Here is a 23,078-nt window from a genome sequence, read left to right as displayed (position 1 = left end):
TATTATCATGAATCTAAAAAAGCTACTTGGACTAATGTTGTTTGCCTCTATTTTTGCAGGCAATGTACACGCGCAGCAGCCTTATGGTGCTTGTTGGCACCCAGAGGATATCAAAAACTGGTCTCCGGAAACAGACCCGGATGCAAAATTCAATCGTAGTACCGTAAAATACGCAAAAAGATTTAAAGAGCCAGAGCTGATTAAAGCCAATCAATTCCAGTTCTATGAAGGGCAGGTTTGTAACTCTACCATTTTGTATCATACTTGTAGTCTATGCCCAGCTCAAGGTGCAAACAATTTTACCGGTTATCAACCTACTTATTGGCAATACATGGACAAAGTTGTATATTGGGCAGGATCTGCTTCGGAAGGTATTATTATTCCTCCTCCCGCACCCTCTATCGATGCCGCTCACATGAATGGTGTAAAGATGTTGGGACAAGTTTTCTTCCCGCCTTCTGCATTTGGAGGTACACAAGAATGGGTGCGCCAGATGTTAACTGTTGAAAACGGCAAATATATCTATGCTATCAAACTGTATGAAATAGCTAAATATATGGGATTTGACGGATGGTTCATCAATGAGGAAACCGGAGGTGGAAGTACAAGCGAATGGGTAGCATTCGTCAAAGAATTCAACAAAATAGCAGATGAAAACGGTGATACCCAAATGGAAATCCAATGGTACAATGCCAGTGGTTATCCAAATACATCAATCTTGAATGCACACCCTAACACCTCGCAATTCTTGGAATACGGTTCGGTAGGAGATTATCGCAGTTATGCCAGCCAATTAAACTGTACAGAAGAAGAAGTGATGCAGAAAATCTACAGTGGTGTACAATGTGTAAACTCCGGACTAACCGGTTATGGTAGTGCCATGCGTACGGTATACAAAGAAACGGAGCATGTAGGTTCTCTCGATTTATTCTGTCCGGAAGAACGCGTATGGAAAGACAATGTGAAAGATATTCTGGACACTCAGAACAACTGTGGTGAAAAAGCATACGCTGCAATAGAAAAAACATTCCAAAACGAAGAAACCATGTGGGTAAACCGTGCAGGCGATCCGACAGATGTAAGCGAGCGAAACAGTTGGCCCGGTTTCTCCGGATGTATTTTGGAACGTTCCGTCATCACTTCTATGCCGTTTGTCACTTCTTTCAGCACGGGTGTAGGTAAACACCGTTTTGTCAACGGCGAAAAGATGAATACACAAGACTGGTATCATAGCGGTGTTCAAAGTATCATGCCGACATGGCGTTGGTGGATCGAAAATAAAGGAAACTTAAAAGCAAAAATAAACTGGGATGACGCTTATAATTTTGGTACCAGTATCAAAATCTCCGGTACACTAACTCAAGGTGATCACCTCACACGCCTATACAAGACCATGATTCCGGTAGAAAATGGCGGTAAGTTCCGTCTGGTTTATAAAACCAACACAGAAAACTCTATCGAAGTGAAACTCGGAACTGAAAGTAAAACAGATGGCGCTTGGATCACTTTAGGCAATCCGACCATTACTGACCAAAACGGATGGAAAGTAGCCGAATATGATCTGTCAGCATTGAAAGGAAAAACAGTTTATATTATAGCACTAAACTTTAAAGCTACTTCGGAAGTGGCTGCATACGAAGCTTTATTAGGCGAGCTGGCAATGTTGCCTGCCAACTATGCACCAGTAGCCCCAACCGTCACTAATTTGAATACTACAAGTGTTTTAGGTGAAGAAAAAGGAGATATCCGTTTAACTTGGGACTTTACAACAAACGAAGATTTCGAACATTTTGACATTTATACCGAATTAGCAGATGGCAGTAAAAAACTTGTCGGACAAACTCGTGGCGAAGCTTTTTACATCCCGACATTCGAAAGGAACGGTAACGATGCATATGTAAACATCGCCGTAGTACCGGTATTAAAAGATATGAGCGAAGGTGCTGCAAACAAATTGAAAGTAGAATATCCTAAAGCAACAGCCCCTAAGATTTCATTCAAGTTAAGCAAAAGTTATGCAGTTGTAGGTGAAGAAGTAACCATTACAGCCAAAGGTACAGGCAATCCAAGCGCATACGAATGGGTACTGCCTTCGTCATTGCAGCTTACCGCCGGCAATCTTACTGATGCCACTATTACCGTAAAATGTCTGGCTGCCGGAAAACAAAAAGTTACAGTAAAAGCTACCAATGTAATCGGTACGTCCGAAACGACCAGTGAAGTGGTTGATGTTATGGAAGAAGCCGAAATTGGTGAAGTAAAGAATGTCGCACTGAAAAAAACAATCTTAGATTTCAGCGGTTCAACCAATAATAATGAAACTCCCAAGAACATCATCGATGGGGTAACACGGCCAGGTTCAACCAGCCAAAAATGGTGTAATATCAGTTCCGACCATTGGACTGTTATCGATTTAGAAGGAGCTTATAGAATATATGGATTCAAAATATACGATTGTAACTCCGGTCCGGAAACAGGCCAGAATATTAACAGTTACCGAATCTACGTCAGCAACGATGCTAAAAACTGGGAACTTCTGGTAGATGAAACCGGACGTGAAAAAGATGATGTAAAATCCGATTTTATTGCTCCGGTCAAAGCACGTTACATCAAACTTAATCCATACTCTGAATCAGGTATGACTATCCGTATATGGGAATTCGAAGTATATGGTAAGGATGACAATAACATGACTGTGGAATTACCTGCCACAATGAATATCAATGCAGGAAAAACCGCAACTCTTGTTGTTAATTACAATCTGAACGGAGATGAAAGAGCAGAACAATTCACATGTACGGCAATTCCATCAAATGCTTTTGTAACGATTGGTGAGATAACAGAAGATACAGAAAAAGGCGTCTTCAATATTCCTGTAACAGGAGCGAATGCAATAGGTGGTTCACAAATCAAAGTAACCGTAAATAATGGCGGTGCTTATAAAGAAAGAACAGTAACAGTGACCATCGATTCTGAAAAAGCCCCTAATATATTATCCGGTATGACGGCCCAACTTCGTCAATATAAATCCGACTATTCGTTTGAAGCAGAGTATGATGAATACACGACGGTTGATTTAACAGACGGAAATACCGGCAAAGAAGGCTTGATGGTAATTGAGAATCCATCTTCACACAAAGATGACTTCTGGGCTATATTTGAAGCGACTGAAACATGGAAACTTTCTAAGATAAAAGTATATATCCCCGATAATAATCAAGGTGAGAATGACAATGGCAATAAAGGTTCAGTAAATAATGAAATCAGCTTTAGAATAAGTAATGACGCCAAATCCTGGACTACCCTCAAAACTTTCTCTGACTTACAGGAAGTTTCTGAACTGGAATACATCCTTCCTGAATATAAAGAATGCAAATATTTGGCCATCGTATGCAACCTAAATGTTTATTTCTATCCATCATTGGCCGAAGTGGAAGCCTACGAACAGTTAGCTGAAGCCATTCCGGTAATGGCTCCGGTCACAATCAAATCAGGATTTAATGCAGACGTGGTAGCAGAGGCAAAACCTGCTGTCGATCATAGTACAATGGTTTTGGATGACCAAGGATGGGTTCTTTACAACGAGGATATCCAGAAAGAAGGCAGCTTGCCTAATGATGGTATCTTAACCTCAAATTCCGGTATAAAATACCAACTGGCGGATTACACAGCGCTCAATGCCGCGACTTTGAAAACGACTAATTCTCCTATAACTTTGGAATTTGTATCAGCCCAGCAAGCAGAAGAACTATATTTACTAAGCATTAGTGCAAATGGTACTTCCAAATTAGAAGTAACGGTAAATTATGAAGATGAAAGTACAGATGTACAAACATTCAGTATCGGCGACTGGTGGAGTGCTTCATCCGGACAAGGAGAAGCTTATTATGGTTTAAGCCGTATTATTACTAAAAAGAATGGTTGGGATTTCAATGCCGATGATATTGACGAACGTTTCGAATTCCGTCTATTCGAACAAACTGTTACGGCCGATCCCTCCAAAAAAATAGTATCCATCACATTGAACAGTAAACAAAGCGGTTCATATCCTACAGTATTAGCTGTATCTAAAAAAGGCAAAAACGAATCTGTAGGCGTTGAAGATACTAAATTGAAAGAAAGTACAGTACATGTTTATCCGAATCCTGTAGCTGCTAACGAAACATTATACATAACGACTGATGATGTCCAACAAGTTTCATTAATAGCTTTAGACGGTACAGTACTGATACAACAACCTGTGACTAAGGACATCACGGAAATTCAGATGAACAATATCTCTTCCGGCATGTATCTGCTCATTACAAAAGGTAACAACGGATTAGAATCGGTTAAGGTGATTGTTAAGTAATCATCTTTCAGAGAGATAATAAATCTATAAAACAAGACCTACCTTAGTTCTTTTTTACTAAGGTAGGTTTTCTGCTTTATACAAGCATTATTATTAATTTTTTAATAAATTTGAAGCACAATTCACCACTTACAATGAGTGATTGACCTTTATCATAAAGGTACTTGTAAAACAATATAAACTACAAAAACAGAATGAAAAAAGCCCTTTTTATCTCCATTGCATTTATATGCGTATTGGGTAGTTGTACCCGTCCCCGGCCTACAGAAATCAACTCTCCCGATAATACGATCAAACTTGCTTTCTACCTGAATGACAGCAATCAAATGGCTTACCATATCACTGTTAATGATACCCCATTTATTGCTCCCTCCATTCTCGGTTTCGAAGCCAGAGACGGAATCAACCTATCAGAAGATTTCCACATTACCGGAACAGATTTCGACTCCAAAGATGAAATATGGACACAACCGTGGGGAGAAAATAAATCAATACGCAATCATTATAATGAAATGGCTGTACATCTGACAGACACCAAAGAGACTCTGCTAACCCTTCGATTCAGAGTATTCAATGATGGTATAGGATTTCGCTACGAATACCAGGTGCCCGATGCGGACAGCCTGTTTATCACGGATGAACTGACCTCCTTCAATATTGCACAAGACGGAACATCCTGGTCAATCCCGGCCAGTTTCGACACCTATGAACTGCTATACCGCACACAGCCCATAAGCCAAATAGACAATGCCAACACGCCCATGACATTCAAAACAGGAAATATATATGCCAGTATACACGAAGCGGCACTGACCGACTTCCCCGAAATGACCTTGAAAAATACAGGCAACTGTCTGCTGAAATCGGAACTGGCTCCCTGGCCGGACGGTGTAAAAGCCCGAATCACAGGTGGAACTTTCCAAACTCCCTGGAGGACCATACAAATTGCTCCGAAAGCCGTCGGGCTGATTAATTCGGGATTAATCCTAAACCTGAATGAACCGTGCGTATTGGAGACAACCGACTGGATACGTCCGATGAAATACGTAGGTATCTGGTGGGGCATGCATTTGGGAGTGGAAAGCTGGGTAATCAATGACCGCCACGGCGCAACAACAGAAAATGCCAAAAGATACATCGACTTTGCCGCCGCCAACCACATTGAAGCGGTGATGTTTGAAGGCTGGAATGAAGGATGGGAAAATTGGGGAGGCACACAAAACTTCGATTACACCCGGCCATATGCCGATTTCAACCTGCAAGAAACAGCCCGTTATGCCCGGGAAAAGGGAATAGAGATAATCGGTCATCACGAAACTGGCGGTAATATTCCGAATTACGAGAATCAATTGGACAAAGCCTACCAATGGTATGCAGACTTAGGCATACATTCGGTAAAAACCGGCTACGCCGGAGGGCTCCCTGCCGGACACAATCATCATGGGCAATACAACGTACGCCACTATCGGAACGTAGTAAAAACAGCTGCCAAATATCACACTACCCTCGATGTGCATGAACCGATCAAGGATACCGGTATCCGCCGTACCTATCCGAATATGATGACGCGTGAAGGTGCACGGGGAATGGAGTGGAACGCCTGGAGTACGGGAAATCCGCCCTCCCATCACGAACTGCTGCCATTCACCAGATTACTGAGCGGCCCGATGGATTATACACCGGGAATCTTCGACATCCTGTATGAACGGGCCAAGCACTCACCTTTCCGGAAAAAGTGGAATAGCATGGATAGCAAGGACTGCCGCGTCAATACAACATTAGCCAAGCAGATTGCCAATTGGGTGGTAATCTACTCCCCACTCCAAATGGCTGCGGACATGATAGAAAATTATGAAGGACATCCTGCTTTTCAATTCTTCCGTGATTTCGACGCCGACTGTGACTGGTCGGAAGCTCTGGCTGGAGAACCCGGTGAGTTTGTAGTAATCGTCCGTAAAGCAAAGGACAAATATTTCTTGGGAGCCACAACTAACGAAGAAGCACGTACAACAGATATCAAACTGGATTTCCTTGAAAAAGGAAAGACGTATAAAGCAACAATCTATGCCGACGGAGCAAATGCCGATTGGGAAACCAATCCTACTTCATACGAAATCTTAGAGAAAACGGTGACAACCGATGATACTCTTTCTATCCGCATGGCAAAAGGCGGAGGACAAGCCATTACTTTCATACCGCTTGAAAAATAGTTAAGGAAAAGGGAGATACTGCACACTCGTAAAAGTATCTCCCTTTTCTGTATTTACCATCGCATTCTATATTTGCCACCACCAATCAACAGCACCGCTTCTATCGACAACAGACCACATAGAAATCACCACTATATCCACTGCTCCTTCGGATAATTGACCAAATACAACGTTCGAGTAGCACGAGTGAAAGCCGTATATAACCAACGAAAATAATCGGGTGTCAGATACTCATCCGTCATATATCCCTGATCAAGAAAAACATTTTGCCACTGACCGCCCTGAGCTTTATGACAGGTGACAGCATATGCATATTTCACCTGTAAAGCATTGTAATGCGGGTCAGCCTTCATCTTTTTCATACGATCCCTCTTAACAGGAATATCCGCATAGTCCTCTAACACGCTATAGAACAAACGGTCGTTTTCCGTTTTCGGCAAAGCCGGAGCATCCGAATGAAGTGTATCCAGCAATAAATTGGCCTCCAACTCAAAATCTTCATGGTCGGGAAATGTCAATACGACCTCTGCAAAGCGAAACTCATACAGCTCGCGCGTACGACGAACCCGACGCACCACAGCAATCTCTCCATTTGCAATAAAATCCATTTCCTTGCTTTTTTCCGTCCAATAATAATTATTCTTTGCCACCATCAACATATCACCGGTATTCAGTTCGTCTTCCCGATAGAGAATTTGCGCCCTTATACCTTTATTATATATATTGGCCCGTTTATTGGAACGGCAAACCACAATTGTCTCATCCATGCCGTCCCGCTCATAACAGGCAGTAAGTGTATCGATCAGTTCCTCCCCCGGTACTACCTTTATATCGGCAAATCCGGAAATCCGAATCTTGGGAAGAGAATAACATTCATCTTCCGCAATCAATTCACGAAGACGGGTCGCATTCCATAAAATACCGGAATCCTGTACCTGTCGCACTACCTGTGTCAGATCGACCTCCCGCACTTCCAAACCGTATCCTTTCAAAGCGTCCGTAAAAAGCGCCGGACTCAACTCCTCACCCACCGGCGGAAGCTGAGCCGTATCGCCCATCAATAACAAACGGCATCCCGTACCGGAATAGACAAACTGTATCAAATCATCCAACAACCGTCCTGTACCGAACATTGCCCCAGACAACCCTTCATTGGAAATCATGGAAGCCTCATCTACTATAAATAAAGTATGTGTAGCAAGATTGTCATTTATAGAAAAATTACCGGTCTCATTCGAAAAAGACTGTTGCCGGTATATCTTTTTATGGATAGTAAATGCCGGATGTCCTGCGTAAGCCGAAAACACCTTCGCCGCCCGCCCCGTAGGAGCCAGTAGAACAGACCTTTGCTGCAATTTGTCCATTGTCTTAACCAATGCACCCACCAATGACGTTTTACCGGTTCCGGCATACCCACGCAGCACAAACACTGCGTCATTGCTTTGCGAAAGCAAAAACTCCGAAAGAGATTTTACAGCTATTTCTTGCTCAAAAGTTGGTTGATAAGGAAAATTTTCCTTAATTTGCCTTTCTAAATAGTTATTTATCATTTTTGTACGAGAAAAAAGTTCTCGGAACCATCGAATTTAGATTTATTTATTTTAATTTTGCGATGCGAATATAACAACTAAAAAAAACATATTTATCATGAAAACAGTATTTAATATCGTATTAGGTCTGTGTGCGCTTGCTTTAATCTACATCTGCTACACCAGCATCATGGGGCCTATCAATTTTGAAGAAGCTAAAAAGCAAAGAGATCAAGCTGTTATTGCCCGCCTGATTGACATCCGTAAAGCACAGATGGAATTTCGTAATCTTAACAAAGGTCAATATACGGCAAGCTTTGATACTTTGATTGATTTTGTTAAAAATAAAAAGCTTCCTTTCTTATATAAAGTAGGTGAGTTGACAGACAAGCAGCTGGATGAAGGTATGACTGAGAAAAAAGCAATGAATATCATCAATAAAGCTAAGAAAACCGGTAATTACAGCGAAGTTAAGAAGCTTGGACTGGAAAACTTTAAACGTGATACAATGTGGGTAGCTGTATTGGACACAATCTATCCAAAAGGTTTTAATCCGGATTCTATGAGATACATTCCTTTCGGAGGTGGTGCTCAGTTTGAAATGGCTATCAAAAACGATACAGCTAAATCGGGTGCTCCTATTTTCATGTTCGAAGTAAAAGCTCCATACGATACTTATCTGGGTGGCCTTGACAAACAGGAAATTGCTAACTTGAAAGACCTTCAGACTAAATTAGGTAAATACTGTGGTTTGATGGTAGGTTCTATTGAAAGTCCTAATAACGGTGCAGGAAACTGGGAATAATAAAATCGACTTTAGTAAATCGGAACAATATACATTATCCATCCGTCTCAGTACGGATGGATTTTCTTTTTCTATCTACAATCCGATTCACGAAAGTTCGCTCTCTTTTTTTGAAAAAGAGACCAATGCTTCATTGTCCTTAACGGCAAATCTGAAACAGTTTTTCCGTGAAACCGAATTTCTCACTTTACCTTATAGAAGGGTAAATATCCTCATGGCAGACAAACGCTTTACGCATGTTCCTACCGATTTTTTCGAAGAAGAACAAGCCGGAATATTGTTTTATCACAACCATTCCCCAAAGGAAAATGAAATAGTATTGCACAATGTTTTGTCAAGAAGCAACGTGACTGTCATATTCGGAATGGACAGAAGTGCTTATCTGTTTCTCAAAGAGCAATATCCCGAAGCCCGGTTCTATTCGCAAGCCAGTCCGTTAAACGAATACTTTTCAACTAAAAGCCGGTTAGGCAATAGCAAAAAGATGTACGTATCCCTGCGTAAGAATGCAATGGATTTGTTTTGCTACGAACGCGGACATTTGTTATTGGCCAATTCTTTTGAATGTGAACAAACCGCCGACCGTATCTACTATCTGCTTTATATATGGAAGCAACTCGGCTTCGATCAGGAACGGGACGAACTTCATCTCACAGGTATTCTGGCCGACAAAGAAAATCTGGTTACAGAATTACGTAAATTCATCCTTCAGGTATTTATTATGAATCCGGAGACTAATATTGACATACAAGCCCTATTAACATGCGAGTGATCAGCGGAATATACAAAAGAAGAAGATTTGACGTACCCCGTACGTTCAAAGCGCGCCCCACCACAGATTTTGCCAAAGAAAATCTGTTCAATGTATTATCTAATTATATCGACTTTGAAGAAGGCGTCACTGCCCTTGATTTGTTTGCCGGAACAGGCAGCATCAGCATTGAACTGATATCCCGTGGATGCGACAGAGTGATCAGTATAGAAAAAGACCGGGAACATCATGCCTTTATCTGTAAAATAATGAAAGAGGTACAAACAGAAAAGTGCCTGCCTGTCCGTGGAGACGTATTCAAATTTATTAACGGCGGACGCGAACAGTTCGACTTCATTTTTGCCGATCCCCCCTATGAGTTAAAAGAACTCGGAACCCTGCCGGAGCTGATATTCAAAAACAACCTTTTGAAAGAAGACGGACTTTTCGTATTGGAACATGGTAAACAAAATAACTTTGAAGATCATCCGCATTTCGTAGAAAGAAGGGTGTATGGAAGCGTCAACTTCTCATTCTTCAAGTAGAATCACGTCAACAGGCTGTTTGGTTCACTGCCTATTCTTTACAGCAAAGGTGCCAGCAGCCTTACCACCGATTCCATTGCTTTCTGAGGCCAAGGACGTTTTATCCAGTTTTTAAGGAACACTTGTGTACATTCCCTCTGATCGAGCATAAATATCTCTTTCATCTGTAAAGCAGTCACCATATCATACATAAAAGCATTTACCTCAAAATTATGTTCAAAGCTGCGGAAATCCACATTGGTAGATCCGACTGTAGAAAGCATATCGTCCGAAACCATCAGCTTGGAGTGTAAAAAGCCTTTCTTATAAAAATAAACCTTCACACCCGCCCGGAGCACGTCTGCCAAATAAGAACGGGAACCCAAATGAGTAACCCGGTTGTCGGCACGTTCCGGCAACATCAGGCGGACATCCACTCCGGACAATGCCGCAGCCTGCATCGCCGCCAATACCTGCTCTGTCGGCAAAAAATAGGGAGTCTGTATATAAAAATACCTTTGGGCACCGGAGATAGCCATCGTCAACCCCTGCATAATTTCTTTCCAAGGACCTATCGGCTCGCCCGTCACAATCTGCACCAATGAATCACCATACGAATCGATCTTCGGGAAATAACGTGAAGAGGTGATCAACGTACGGTCTACAAAATACCAGTCAAGCAAAAAAGCACTTTGCAAACCGTGTACGGCTTTTCCCTGAAGCATTATATGTGTATCACGCCAGATTCCCCAAGAAAATCCCCGCATATAACGTTCGGCCAGATTCATACCGCCTACAAATCCCACAAGCCCGTCGATAACGACAATCTTACGGTGATTCCGATAATTTACTTTACTCGTAAACAACGGGAAACGTACTTTCAAAAAGCTACGCACCTCAATACCGGCTCCCCTCATATCTTCAAAGAAAGCACTCGGCACGTGCCAACATCCTACATCGTCGTAGATAACCCGCACTTCAACTCCGGCACGTGCTTTCCCGATCAAAACATCGCGCACTAACCGTCCTACGGCATCATCCTCGAAAATATAGAATTCCATATGAATATGCTTTTCCGCCTTCTGCAGTTCCCTCAGAAGAGCTTGCAACATAGAATATCCGGAGGTATAGGTGTCCACCCTGTTCCCTTCAAACGGCAAAGCCTGATTGGTATGCTGAAACAACTTAATAAGCCGCTCATAGGCTTCCGGCAAAACAGAAGAACCCTGAGCCAGATATTCCGCCATCGGCTTCTTCAATAGCCGTCCATAACTTTTTTTCCCAATGATCCGTTCACGACGCTGGCTACGTCCGAAAAAGAAATAAAACACCAGTCCTACGATAGGGAGAAACATCAATACCAGAATCCAGGCCATCGTCTTCACCGGGTTACGATTATCGAGAATCACAACGACAATCGTACCGATAATGGCTCCGAAATAAATGATATCGAAAGCTACTGTTGCTATTTGACTAAATATGATATTCCAATCAATCATAATAGCAAATGTAGATAAAAGGATCGGCATATCAAAGCATCTTTTTCATTAATGATTATATATAAAAAACATCCGGATGTATTGCAAACACAAAATCAATTTTAATACAACGGAAAAACGATAAGAGAAAAGGTTCACAACTATAACTTACAAGTCATGAACCTCTTTTCTTTTTATGCGTAAAGTTTAGAAACGTAGTCTTCCGCCACCGTGGCCGCCGGGACCTCTACCACCGCCGGGGCCCATACCCGGACCGCGACGTCCGGGAGCTTTCCCCCCCAACGTATTGAAACGATATACAAAGTGCACCATGAAATAACTGCCCAATGTATTATACTCCGTATCGCTCATCTGCGTTTCACTGATAGAACGACTCAGGTTGGTCTGCTGTTTGAGGATATCATAAATCTTGAAGCGAAGAGTCGCTGCATTGTTTTTAAGGAAATTCTTGGATATCTGTGCATTCCAAATAAGCTCGTTATCATTGAAGCCACCTGTATATCCACTTTTAAAACGACAATTTATATCAGTCGAGAGATACATCTGCCAAGGAAGATTAACATTCGTATTACCACCCACGTAATAATCGAAAGTCTCACGATTACTATTCTCCTGTTTGCTGTTACGTACCAGATTATAATTTACCGATCCATTGAGAGACACATCAAAAGCATCGCAACGATAATTACCTGTCAGACGTTCACCCACAGCAAAATTATGAGTCGTACTTAACTCCTGGTTACTCTTATCCTTACCAACCGTAGTATAACTCACAGCATCGCTATAACGGACATTGGCATTGGAAGACATCGTAAATTTCTTATTTTTAAACGGAGTATTGAACGAGAAATATCCACGGGCATTCCAATTACCATTCACATTTTCTTTCCTGTACGTACGTGCACCCGTCTGCGGATCATAAGTCATCTTATTGGCAACAGAATTCAACGTATTCGAATAATACAAATTTAATGAATAGCTACGCATACTTTCAGGAGTGAACTTATTGTAATACAGAGAGAAAGTATTATTGAACGAAGGTTTCAAATTGGGATTACCATATTTCAAACTCATCGGATCGGTAATATCGATTACTTCCTGCAAATCTTCAATGTTCGGAGTACTGCTACGTCCACGATAACGGAACATTAATACATGCTGTTTATTAAACATATAGCGGAACATAACAGACGGCGCCCAATTCAACACATTTTGCTGAGGTAAATGACGATCGGAATTAGGACCGATTGTCGTTTCACTCAACGAAGATTGCGGAGTTAAGCTTACCCCCGCACTATACATCATTTTAGGATGGATACCCCGGATTGAAAGATCGGCTGTATGCGTATCATAGAAGTTTTCCACTTTCGTACTCAATTCATTATCATACCCCCGCTCAAAATATTCGGGATATGGATACTTATTTATACTATCATAAACTAAAGACTGAGCCAATTGTTTCCGGTGTGCAAACTCATAACGCAACTGAACAAAATGGTTCTTAAATACCGGCTCTGTATAAGAAGCCGACACGCTCCAATTCCGGCTGTCGCTCGTCCGGTTCGTATAGCGTGCTATATCCGAAATACTGTCTAACTCAAAAAACTCTGTACTGGATTCCGAATAACTGTCCGTCTCACTGTCACTATATCCGAAACGTGCTCCCACATGTATGTTACGTCCTTTATTGTTCAAGCGGCGAAACATCATCAGATTTCCATTAAGCGAATAATTATTACTGTTGGAAGAAGAGGAAGATATCTTGGCATTTACCGGATCGTGGGTGTTATTCCAGGTATCCGATCCGGAAGCATTTTCCGAGTCTGTTTTCGAATAACTGCCACTGGGGCGAAAAATAATCGTAGTAAGTGTATCCGGCCGCCACTCCAAGCGAAAATCCACACGCAAGTCGTGCCGTTTACGACGTGACGTATTTTCACTGGCACCAAACGAAGACTGTTCTCCCAAAAATGTCTCCGTTGAACTCTTCCGACGGGCGTCATTATCAGAATAACCATATTGAACGTTACCTCCTACTTGTACCTTTTTCGTGTCTTTTGCAAAGTTAACACCTAAAGAACGCGCCGTAGTGATACCCGAACCGGCATTACCTTCACCAAGCCCCTGACCGGCATCGCCAAATTCAGAGAATCCCTTATTATTTGTATTATTAGCAGCACCAATAATCGAAATACTGGCATCATCCTTAAACCGGCTGACCATCGCACCTGCTTCATAACGTTCATCACTACCGTAACCGGCAATAAGATTTCCAATCCATCCTTTCTTCATCCCCTTCTTTACAGTAAGGTCGAGCACGGCTTCTTCTTCACCATCATCAATGCCTGTAATACGGGCCATATCACTCTTCTTATCATAGGCTTTTACCTTTTCAACCATATTAGCCGGTAAATTCTTCATTGAGACACTGGGATCATCAGAGAAAAATTCCTTACCATCCACCATGATCTTTTTTATCTCCTTACCATTCAGAGTGATCTTCCCGTCTTTATCCACTTCTGCTCCGGGTATCTTTTTTACCAATTCCTCCAACATGGCCCCTTCGGCCACCCGATAAGCAGAAGCATTGTACTCTGTAGTATCCGCCTTTACCGTTACAGGAGGTGCCTCAGCCGTAATGACCGCTTCACTCAACATCACAGCATCGGACTGCAATTCAATGGTACCCACATTTTTTGCAGGAGCTTTTTCCGACAATTGGAGAGGAATATTCTGAGTAATAAATCCGATATAAGAAATCTTCAACACATACTTTCCGGCTTTCACCTTAGGCAGTGTAAATGCACCTTGTTTCTGTGTAGTGATACCGGCTGCCTGGGTGCTGTCCGGCAATGCTAACAATTGAACCGTTGCCATCTCGACAGGTTCCTTCGTGTCTTCTTCAACCACTCGTCCGGAGACGGTGATCACTTTGTTTTGTGCAAATGCAGAGAGGGTACATAGTAACAACAGTACCATCCAGATCGATAATTTTTTCATTAGTCTATGCGTTTGTAGTAGTGACAATTGTTTTTTTGACACTTGTCAACGCAAAAGGTTTAATGAGGTTACAATTATCTTTTAAATATTTTATCCACCATCGCCTTTTTCATCCCGAATTCAAGACAAAGGACGTTAATAACAAGGAAAGTCAAGAAGGAAGAGGTATCCACCGTCACCAAATCTCCCGTAGCCACCCGATAGAGCATTCCGCCAAAGACAAACAGCACAGTGAGAAAAATGGCATTACGCGTGGCCAGATTACGTATCTGTTCGGTCTCCCGGCTCTCGTTCTTTGAGAAAGCAAAAAGGATCATAAGCGCGCCTACAATCATCAGAAGCTTGGTACATTCTTTATAAAACAGTAAATTGGTATCGGTTACCTTTCCCATCATCACAAGAATAAAAGGGAGAAAAAGAGCCACGATCAGAATTACATATCCCAAAGGGCGACAGTATACAGGTAGTAATGCTTTCATTGATTTGATGTTTTAATGAGACAAAAGTAAGCAAAAAAAAGTTTTTTATATACTTTTGTAGCATAAAAAGCAAATCGAATTATGAGCAAGCAAGAAGTTATCCTGTGCGAGAGCCTGGAAGTCAGCCTCGGCCGTGCCATTGAAAAATGCCCGCACGACCGTCTGTTCATCCTGACCGATGAACAGACCCATCGCCTGTGTATGCCTCAGATGAGGGAAGTTTCTTTTCTGAAAGACGCCATCGAAATAACCATCGGGGCAGGCGATGTACACAAAACATTGGAAACACTGGCTTCCGTATGGCAGATTTTAAGTGATAAAGGCGCAAGCCGCCATTCGCTTCTGGTAAATCTGGGCGGAGGTATGGTGACGGATTTGGGAGGTTTTGCAGCCGCGACTTTCAAAAGAGGTTTCGCTTATATCAATGTTCCCACTACTTTGCTCGCCATGGTAGATGCATCAGTAGGAGGAAAAACCGGAATTAATTTCAACGGTCTGAAAAACGAAGTCGGTGTATTTGCCCCGGCGGACAGTGTATTGATTGAAACAGAATTTCTACGCAGTCTGGATGCCCAGAACTTTTTCTCGGGATATGCCGAGATGCTGAAACACGGGCTCATCAGCAATGAGGCTCACTGGGCGGAACTTCTTAATTTCAATACCGATCTCATTGATTATAAGTATCTGAAGAAACTGGTAGGAGAATCTGTACAAGTGAAGGAAAATATCGTAGAGCAAGACCCTTTCGAACACGGCATCCGTAAAGCTCTGAATCTGGGACATACCGTAGGACATGCATTCGAAAGTCTGGCACTGGCAGAAAACCGTCCGGTACTTCACGGGTACGCAGTGGCATGGGGAATTGTTTGCGAACTATACCTATCGCATCTCAAAACAGGGTTTCCTAAAGAGAAGATGCGGCAGACAATACAATTTATAAAAGAGAATTACGGCAGTTTTACATTTGATTGCAAGCAATATGAACAACTTTATGCTCTGATGCTGCACGATAAAAAGAATACTGCCGGAGTAATCAACTTCACCTTGCTGAAAGAAATCGGAGATATCAGTATCAATCAAACAGCCGACAAAGATCAGATTTTCGGGATGTTTGATTTCTATCGGGAATGTATGGGAATATAAAGAGGATAGAATCCTCTTTATATTCCTTTTACTTCCTGATAAGGTATTGTAAACCAAAACACAGAGCCCTTGCCTTTATTCGATTCAACACCGATTTCCCCATTCATATACCGGACAATCGTATCACAAATAGATAATCCCAGACCAATGCCTTGAACAAAGCTGTTCAACTTCACAAAACGTCCGAATATCTTCTGCCGATACTCTTCCGGAACGCCACATCCGGTGTCGGCAACATAGAAGCGGAGCATGCCGTTATTCAAACGGGAAAAGCCAAAATGAATGCTTCCTTCGGAGGTAAATTTAATAGCATTGGACAGCAGGTTATTCATTACCTGCATCAACCTGTTCCGGTCTGCATTTACATAGCATTCCATATGCAAATCATCAAACTGTAACGCCAGCTTTTTCTCTTCCGCTTTCGGACGAAACATTCTTTCCAATTCCTGCATCAGATCATCCAGATAAACATTCGAATTCACAAATTCCAATGTCCCCGCTTCAATTTTCGAGAGATCAATAATATCATTAATCAATTGGAGCAATAATTGATTATTATGTTCGATGATATGTAAATATTCTTTGCGTTCCTTTTCACTTTTGGCAGAATCGAGTACACTGGAAAAACCGACAATGGCATTTAACGGTGTACGTATTTCATGACTCATATTGGCTATAAATGCAGATTTAAGCCGGTTAGCCTCTTCTGCTTTTTCCTTGGCGGCAATGAGTTCTTCCTCCATCTTTTTCCTGTCGGTTATAATCAGTGCAGAACCGATAAGGGTCAATGGCTTACCCGCATCATCCGTTTCATCAACAGCTGCCCAAACCTCCAGCCAGTCATAATCCGTATAAGGGACAGTAAGTGCACGAAGTTTTTCGTTCACTTTCTGCTTTTTCCCGTCTCTCAAATCACGAAAAGCCTCTTTTACCCGTTTTAAATCGTCTTTGTGAATTCCCTTTACTATTTCCGATACAGGCATAGCAAAAGAGTCTTCTTTCATTTCCGATGTGGCACCACTCCTAAGTTCTCTGTTACCATCAAACCAAATACAGTTCTCTACCAGATTCCATCTCCAAGGAGTAATATTTGCAATACCGAGTGCCATAGACAATTTATGATTAATGGTCCGTAATGACTGACGAGTATGAATAAGCTCGGTAGTATCCACACAGAACACATTAATCACCTCCGGAGTATCGGAGTTCATAACAAGAACGTCATAATCGTGCCCGTTTCTGGCATGCATAGGAAAAGACACTGTTTTACGTTCCCGCCCTGCTACGTCCATATACTTCTTTAAACAGGCGAAAACTTCGGAACTATTCAGTACACTTCCCCGTTTACCTAAGGCCTCTTCTTTCTTGCCAAAATGTTTTTCGAAGCTGGGATTAACATCTATAATCAAATAATCATTTACCTTGTCATCCTCTCCTCTTATCAGCCGGCATCTCAGATAAACAAGAGGCATATCATTAAACAGATCATTATAATTGCTCATTAAATAGATCTGTTTTGCCTGTATCCTACGGATATTACTCAAGAAATGGATGCGAACCAACAAAAGAATTATTCCGAAAACAATACATAGCAAAACAGCACCCAAAATATACTTGTACTGCTCTATGAAATTTGCAGGTTTATCATAAAAATAGGTATTCGACGGACAAAGACCAGGCTCCAACCCGGTTCTAAGCAATTCTTCATAATTAAAAACAGGACCGGCATTCACTTTTGTAGTCAGTATCTCAGAAGCTTTGCTTCCATTCAGAATTTTAATACTGACATCCGCTATTGCCTTACTTATATCTTTCGACAATGAAAAATAGCCACCTACCAATCCCGTTTTCCCATTCATATCGCCCAATGTGAATACAGGCTGCATGCCATACTGATTCAACAGTTTATAAGTACGTGCAGACAATAATGACGTATTGGAAGAAGGAATATCAAGCACTTCCCATGCTGCATACAATACCCCTGTATTTTTATCAGTCCGTTTAAGATAGCTCACTATTTCCTCCATGCTCTTTTGCCCCTCTGTAAAAAAACGTAATCGCAAATCGGGAAAATACTTCACCACCGCTTCTGCTACCTCCTGCCTGCACTGAGCACTAAACCATCGACGATCCGAGATGAATACCAACTCACTCATATCGGGAATCTGCCCATACATCAAATCGATTGTCTCCTTTATATAATAGGGAGCATATACTAAAACCACATTGTGCCCGTTTATGATACTTCGCAATGGTATCTGTTCTCCACGTGGAATAGCCATTTTTTGGTAATAAACGCTGGTGGGCCCCACATAATTGTTTTCTGTAAACAGAATTACCGGAGTGTCTTTCCATCGCCTTTCCAACTCTTCATGAATCAACATCCAAGTATTCCCGCCCATTATAATAACGAGTGCCGGAATTTTATTTTCATATTTGGTAAACAGATTCATTCGCACTGTATCCATCTGCATTTCGTCATACACCTGTGCCAAATTCAGGTTCTCTGGTGAAATTGCCATACCTTTGTATTCTACCGGCAAACTATGAATCAACTCACTGATAATATGATTACACAGTGGCGAAAGGTCTGAGTTTGCATTAACAATAAGAATTCCTCCGTCTTTCAGTTGCAGGTTTGTAGCAAACAAAGGACATAAGAAAACCTGCAACAATATAATTCCGCATACTGTCCTCCACCTACGTTTCCAAATCTTTTCTGCTTGTTTCATTTGTTTTATTCATTTTTATTTCTGCATTCTATACTCCAAGAGCGACATACCGGTATGTTTCCTGAAGAAACGTCCTAATGAAGACTGATTGGCGAAATTTGTCTTAATAGCAATTTGCTGGATATTCATAGTAGAGTTCTTCAGCAACGCCTTAATTTCCAAAACAATATATTCAGTTATCCAATCTTTAGCCGTTTTACCGCTTACTTCCTTGATTATCATAGACAGATATTTGGAAGTAATAAACAATTTATCGGCATAAAAAGCTACCTCTCTGTTTTCTTTGTAGTGCTCCATTATCAGTTTAAAAAACTGATCGGCTAATTCTTCTTTACGTGCATCCGGCTTATGCCCTCCCATCAACAGAGAATCATTAAGATAAGTATTATACAGATCAAGATAGAAGAATCTCAGCAAATGAATCAAAGCTTCTCTCCGGTAAGGCCCCTGTCTCTGCCTTATCCGGTTCGAAATCAGATCAAAATACATATTGAACCCAGCCACTTCACGTTCATTCAAGGAAAACCAGAAATGACTCCTCATATAAAAAAAATAATGAGGAGAAAAACGATGTACCCCGCTCAAAACATCCTCATAAAAAGAGGATGAAAGAATAAAAGTAAGCGTTATAAAGTCATCACTAAAATTCGTAAACGACACAAGCTGTCCCGGGAAAAAGACAGCTAATTCATTTTCACATAACAGATGTTCATTATCATATATGTTAATATTCGCATTGCCTTTTAAACAGAAAACGATCAGCCCCGTCTGGATATAAGAAGGATAAGTTGTCAAAGGAAGATACTTCAAATTTCTGCAGATTTTGAATTCATCGCCAAGGACACTGATTTCTAACGATCCTTTTATTTTACTATTTGGCATTCACTAATTTATCTTTAAAATATTTATGCAAAAATATAATATAGCTGATTATTGGGTACAAATACAAGAATTTTGGTATCACATTACAGAAAAAAAGCACATACTATTTACATTCTTTCATAAACAAATACGAAACATTTAAAGTTTATATCCTATAATATATAATAACATTTTTCTTTATAAACTTCTGAAATCAGAATGAAAAACACTTCAAAAATAATACTTTTACAGCAGAAATTATGGATCAACCATTCACTCATCATCAAATCAAAACATTTTTAGGAAGAAATTATTCATGCGTTTCTTGGCTATTTAAAAATAAAGTACTACTTTTGCATCCGCAATTCGGGATGTAGCTCAGCCCGGTAGAGTACGCGTCTGGGGGGCGTGTGGTCGCAAGTTCGAATCTTGTCATCCCGACTACCGAAAATCAGCCATTTACAATCAAGTAAGTGGCTGATTTATTTTTTAGTGGAACACATTTGGGATCAGGCTCAGTTTGAAAAGTCCGGCCCGATACAAACGCCTGTTCCTACTCATTTTTCATGTACATGTAAAGATGCCGTCGTACTAAGCACAATATTACGGGCAATATAACTTTCATTACCTGCAACATCCGTACAATACACCATCAAATGATAATTCCCAGGAGTTGCATCTGCAGGAATTACAATATCGTGATGATGTATGTGTGCAGTTTTCTGACCGGAAACATCATATGAACGGTTGAATGAAAAAGCTGTTCCACCTCTTTCTACCCTGGTTCTTCCATGCGAATGATGATCGAAATTATTATGAATATCTATTTTGTAAGACTTCAGCATGACGTCATCCGAAAGATCCATCTCAAAATGCACACCTTCTTCCGAGCCGATCAGTAAAGCTTGCCCTTCAGCCGGTTCATGTAGTTCAATCACTGGTTTAGTGGTATCACTATCATTATTGTCACAAGAAAAAAATGTAGCTGCGGAAATCGCCAGTATGGCTATGAAATAATTTTTTGTTTTCATTTTAATAATCGTTTAATAGGTATTTTAATTAATAACTGAAAGTTCCGTCCCGGTTCTGGTATCTCCATCTTCCGGTAGAAACTGAGATGATTGTAATGTCGGGTATCGAATATATTCCGGGCTGTCAGTGTTATTTCAACTTTTGTTCCTCCAACCGGAAGATTTACTGTTCCACCAAGATGGAACAAATCAGTTCCCGGAGTGCGATCTTCATTACGATCTACCCGATTTTGAGAGGCAATGGCTTGCCACTCTGCATAAACGGCAAATTGATTCTTCCTCCATGTCAACACATTACGCATGGAAGCAGGAGGTGAAAAACTCAGTGGAATATGCTCGTCACAATTATAAGTATAGATATATTCGCCGGAGAAACGATAATTGAACCGATGAAAAAAATCGACACTGAACGCTGCTTCCAAACCGACGAACACAGCTTCTGCTTCCGCATACCGGTAAATTTGTCCGGCATGAGGTAACACAGACCATTCTCCGGTAGAGTGCAGAAAAATATAATTGCTAAACCAACTGACATACGGAGAAATAGAAACAGACACGCCCCGACGTTCAAAAAGATAGGAAGTATCCAATTGCCATCCTTGCTCGGAAGCCAACAAAGCATCACCCTGTTCATGACGGAAAGTCCCATGATGTACTCCATTGGAAGCTAATTCATTGGCACCGGGCAAACGGAAGCTACGACCGATATTTATTTTCAACAGATGCACCGGAACCGGATTCCATACCATTCCTAATGACAGAGAATAATCACCAAACCGCTTGTTTACTTTATGACTGTTCCAACGATAAGACTCCACCTGTTCCTCATCATAACCCTGTCCTATTAAATAAGTCGCCAGATAATTGTCTTCATGAGACGAAATATGAACCGCACCGTAGTCATAGCGTATCCCTCCCGAAACAGAAAAAGAATTGTTGGGACGATAAGTGGTAAGCCAGAGCAAGCCGGTAGAAAAACGATGATATTCCGGTAACAGAAAGGCATAACCGGAGATCGCATTTCGTTGATGTTGAACATCCCAACCGACCGTATGCTCCCAAAAAGAAAAACCGAACAAGCGTAACCTGACCGAAGTGCTAAAAGTATTCAGTTCAAAAGCCAGCTCTTTATCAGGATCTTGTTCGGGCGGTGATTGTGTCCCATAATGTGTATGAAACAGACTCCATTCTTCCCGGTGATTATTCTGAAAGCCCAAATCCGCTGACAGAAGTACCTTTTCCCAAACATACTGCTGATGGGTAGTAAACTTCACATGATTCACTTTACTGAAGGGTAATTCTATATTACGATTATCCCCGTCATCCTGTAACCGTGATATATCGGGAATCCCATGTGCCCCTGGAAAAAAACCGTTCTTCTGAAACACATTACTCACCATATAATCCGACTTATATCCACCCCGATGATACCGGGTAAAAAAACTGACATTCCGCTCAAATCCGGCCGTATTCTTCATCCTCCGCCCATATAACGGCATTTTCTGAGTCAAATAAACCACCGTATCCGCCGGTACCCGATAATCCCCGAAATGCTGTTCGGAATAACGGATTTTGGCAAACCATACATTTTTTTTAAAGCCCAGCATAAGAGAACCGCCCACCGTACCATTCACTGTTTTTCCCAAAAGCGCCGCTTCCGCGAAAAACTGATCGGCAACAGGCAAGGCAGCCTGTTGAATATCAATTACCCCTCCCATAGCATCACTTCCATAAAGCAAGGAAGAAGGCCCTTTCAACACACTGACGGTCTCTACATTAAAAGCATCCAATTCCAATCCATGATCTGCTCCCCATTGTTGCCCTTCCTGTTTCACTCCGTTCTCCGATACAACAATCCGGTTGAATCCCATTCCCCGGATCATCGGTTTCGAAGCACCGACTCCGATATCCATTGCCTGCACACCTGGAATATTAGCCATAGCTTGCATCAAGTTACCGGTAAAGTTTTTCCGCAAAAAGTCCTTGTTTGCCACATCAACCGTAAGTGCCGTCTTTTTCATCTGATATTGCCGGTACGATTCCGTAACAACCACTTCAGATAAAGACACACTTTGTATTGAATCGGACTTTTGCGCATGGACGCATAGGGTAAAGAATACACCTAACACGCCCGAAATAAATCCGATACGCATCATTTACAAT

General features: G+C 41.5%; 14 protein-coding genes and 1 tRNA gene. 7 read left to right on the top strand and 8 right to left on the bottom strand.

All coding sequences use genetic code 11. The features are described 5' to 3' along the window. Positions 1-7: 7 nt before the first annotated feature. Positions 8-4,351: an endo-beta-N-acetylglucosaminidase gene (locus RB604_RS07960; RefSeq protein ID WP_229103556.1), complete on the top strand. Its 4,344-nt coding sequence runs from the start codon at positions 8-10 to the stop codon at positions 4,349-4,351. A gap of 194 nt (positions 4,352-4,545) precedes the next feature. Continuing rightward, positions 4,546-6,561, top strand: a complete 2,016-nt coding sequence (locus tag RB604_RS07955; RefSeq protein WP_007478741.1) for a glycoside hydrolase family 97 protein — start codon at positions 4,546-4,548, stop codon at positions 6,559-6,561. 131 nt (positions 6,562-6,692) lie between these two features. Here the strand turns inward: RB604_RS07955 and RB604_RS07950 are convergent, their stop codons facing one another. After that, complete coding sequence (locus RB604_RS07950) at positions 6,693-8,111, bottom strand: ATP-dependent DNA helicase (protein WP_005925856.1); 1,419 nt, start codon at positions 8,109-8,111, stop codon at positions 6,693-6,695. A 97-nt stretch (positions 8,112-8,208) separates the two neighbouring features. Between RB604_RS07950 and RB604_RS07945 the strand changes: the two genes are divergently transcribed. From RB604_RS07945 to RB604_RS07935, 3 genes are read left to right on the top strand one after another with little or no spacing between them, the layout of a single operon-like run. After that, positions 8,209-8,895 carry a hypothetical protein gene (locus tag RB604_RS07945; RefSeq protein WP_007478742.1) on the top strand — a complete coding sequence of 229 codons (687 nt, stop codon included), beginning with the start codon at positions 8,209-8,211 and terminating at the stop codon, positions 8,893-8,895. Further along, positions 8,876-9,667, top strand: a complete 792-nt coding sequence (locus RB604_RS07940) for a DUF3822 family protein (RefSeq protein WP_007478743.1) — start codon at positions 8,876-8,878, stop codon at positions 9,665-9,667. The genes RB604_RS07945 and RB604_RS07940 overlap by 20 nt, the downstream gene beginning before the upstream one ends. Next, complete coding sequence (locus tag RB604_RS07935; protein WP_005925865.1) at positions 9,658-10,191, top strand: RsmD family RNA methyltransferase; 534 nt, start codon at positions 9,658-9,660, stop codon at positions 10,189-10,191. The genes RB604_RS07940 and RB604_RS07935 overlap by 10 nt, the downstream gene beginning before the upstream one ends. A gap of 38 nt (positions 10,192-10,229) precedes the next feature. Here RB604_RS07935 and cls read toward each other — a convergent pair whose 3' ends face one another. The 3 genes from cls to RB604_RS07920 form a co-directional block, all read right to left on the bottom strand. Beyond that, positions 10,230-11,669, bottom strand: coding sequence for a cardiolipin synthase (cls, locus tag RB604_RS07930; RefSeq protein ID WP_044093795.1), 1,440 nt, complete (start codon positions 11,667-11,669; stop codon positions 10,230-10,232). Between the two features lie 186 nt (positions 11,670-11,855). Beyond that, positions 11,856-14,669: a TonB-dependent receptor gene (locus RB604_RS07925; protein ID WP_007478745.1), complete on the bottom strand. Its 2,814-nt coding sequence runs from the start codon at positions 14,667-14,669 to the stop codon at positions 11,856-11,858. Between the two features lie 74 nt (positions 14,670-14,743). Continuing rightward, the gene (locus RB604_RS07920; RefSeq protein WP_005925875.1) at positions 14,744-15,148 is read right to left on the bottom strand and encodes a hypothetical protein; all 405 of its coding nucleotides are present in this window, start codon (positions 15,146-15,148) and stop codon (positions 14,744-14,746) included. 81 nt (positions 15,149-15,229) lie between these two features. On the opposite strand from RB604_RS07920, the gene aroB reads away from it, so the two are divergent. Next, positions 15,230-16,291 (top strand): 3-dehydroquinate synthase, encoded by a 1,062-nt coding sequence (gene aroB, locus RB604_RS07915; protein ID WP_007478746.1) that lies wholly within the window; start codon positions 15,230-15,232, stop codon positions 16,289-16,291. A 17-nt stretch (positions 16,292-16,308) separates the two neighbouring features. On the opposite strand, the gene RB604_RS07910 is transcribed toward aroB, so the two are convergent. After that, on the bottom strand, positions 16,309-19,023 hold the full coding sequence (locus RB604_RS07910) for an ATP-binding protein (protein WP_005925880.1): 2,715 nt from the start codon (positions 19,021-19,023) through the stop codon (positions 16,309-16,311). A gap of 15 nt (positions 19,024-19,038) precedes the next feature. Further along, positions 19,039-19,905, bottom strand: coding sequence for a helix-turn-helix domain-containing protein (locus tag RB604_RS07905; protein ID WP_005925883.1), 867 nt, complete (start codon positions 19,903-19,905; stop codon positions 19,039-19,041). A gap of 346 nt (positions 19,906-20,251) precedes the next feature. On the opposite strand from RB604_RS07905, the gene RB604_RS07900 reads away from it, so the two are divergent. Beyond that, a tRNA-Pro gene (locus tag RB604_RS07900) sits at positions 20,252-20,325 on the top strand. Between the two features lie 116 nt (positions 20,326-20,441). Here the strand turns inward: RB604_RS07900 and RB604_RS07895 are convergent. Together RB604_RS07895 and RB604_RS07890 are read right to left on the bottom strand one after the other, a co-directional pair. After that, positions 20,442-20,915 carry a DUF4625 domain-containing protein gene (locus RB604_RS07895; RefSeq protein WP_007478748.1) on the bottom strand — a complete coding sequence of 158 codons (474 nt, stop codon included), beginning with the start codon at positions 20,913-20,915 and terminating at the stop codon, positions 20,442-20,444. Further along, positions 20,912-23,068 carry a TonB-dependent receptor gene (locus RB604_RS07890; protein ID WP_025818966.1) on the bottom strand — a complete coding sequence of 719 codons (2,157 nt, stop codon included), beginning with the start codon at positions 23,066-23,068 and terminating at the stop codon, positions 20,912-20,914. The genes RB604_RS07895 and RB604_RS07890 overlap by 4 nt, the downstream gene beginning before the upstream one ends. Between the last annotated feature and the right edge of the window lie 10 nt (positions 23,069-23,078).

It is taken from the genome of Bacteroides salyersiae (assembly GCF_031172035.1).
GTDB lineage: Bacteria > Bacteroidota > Bacteroidia > Bacteroidales > Bacteroidaceae > Bacteroides > Bacteroides salyersiae.
This window is presented reverse-complemented; position numbering and strand designations above follow the sequence as displayed.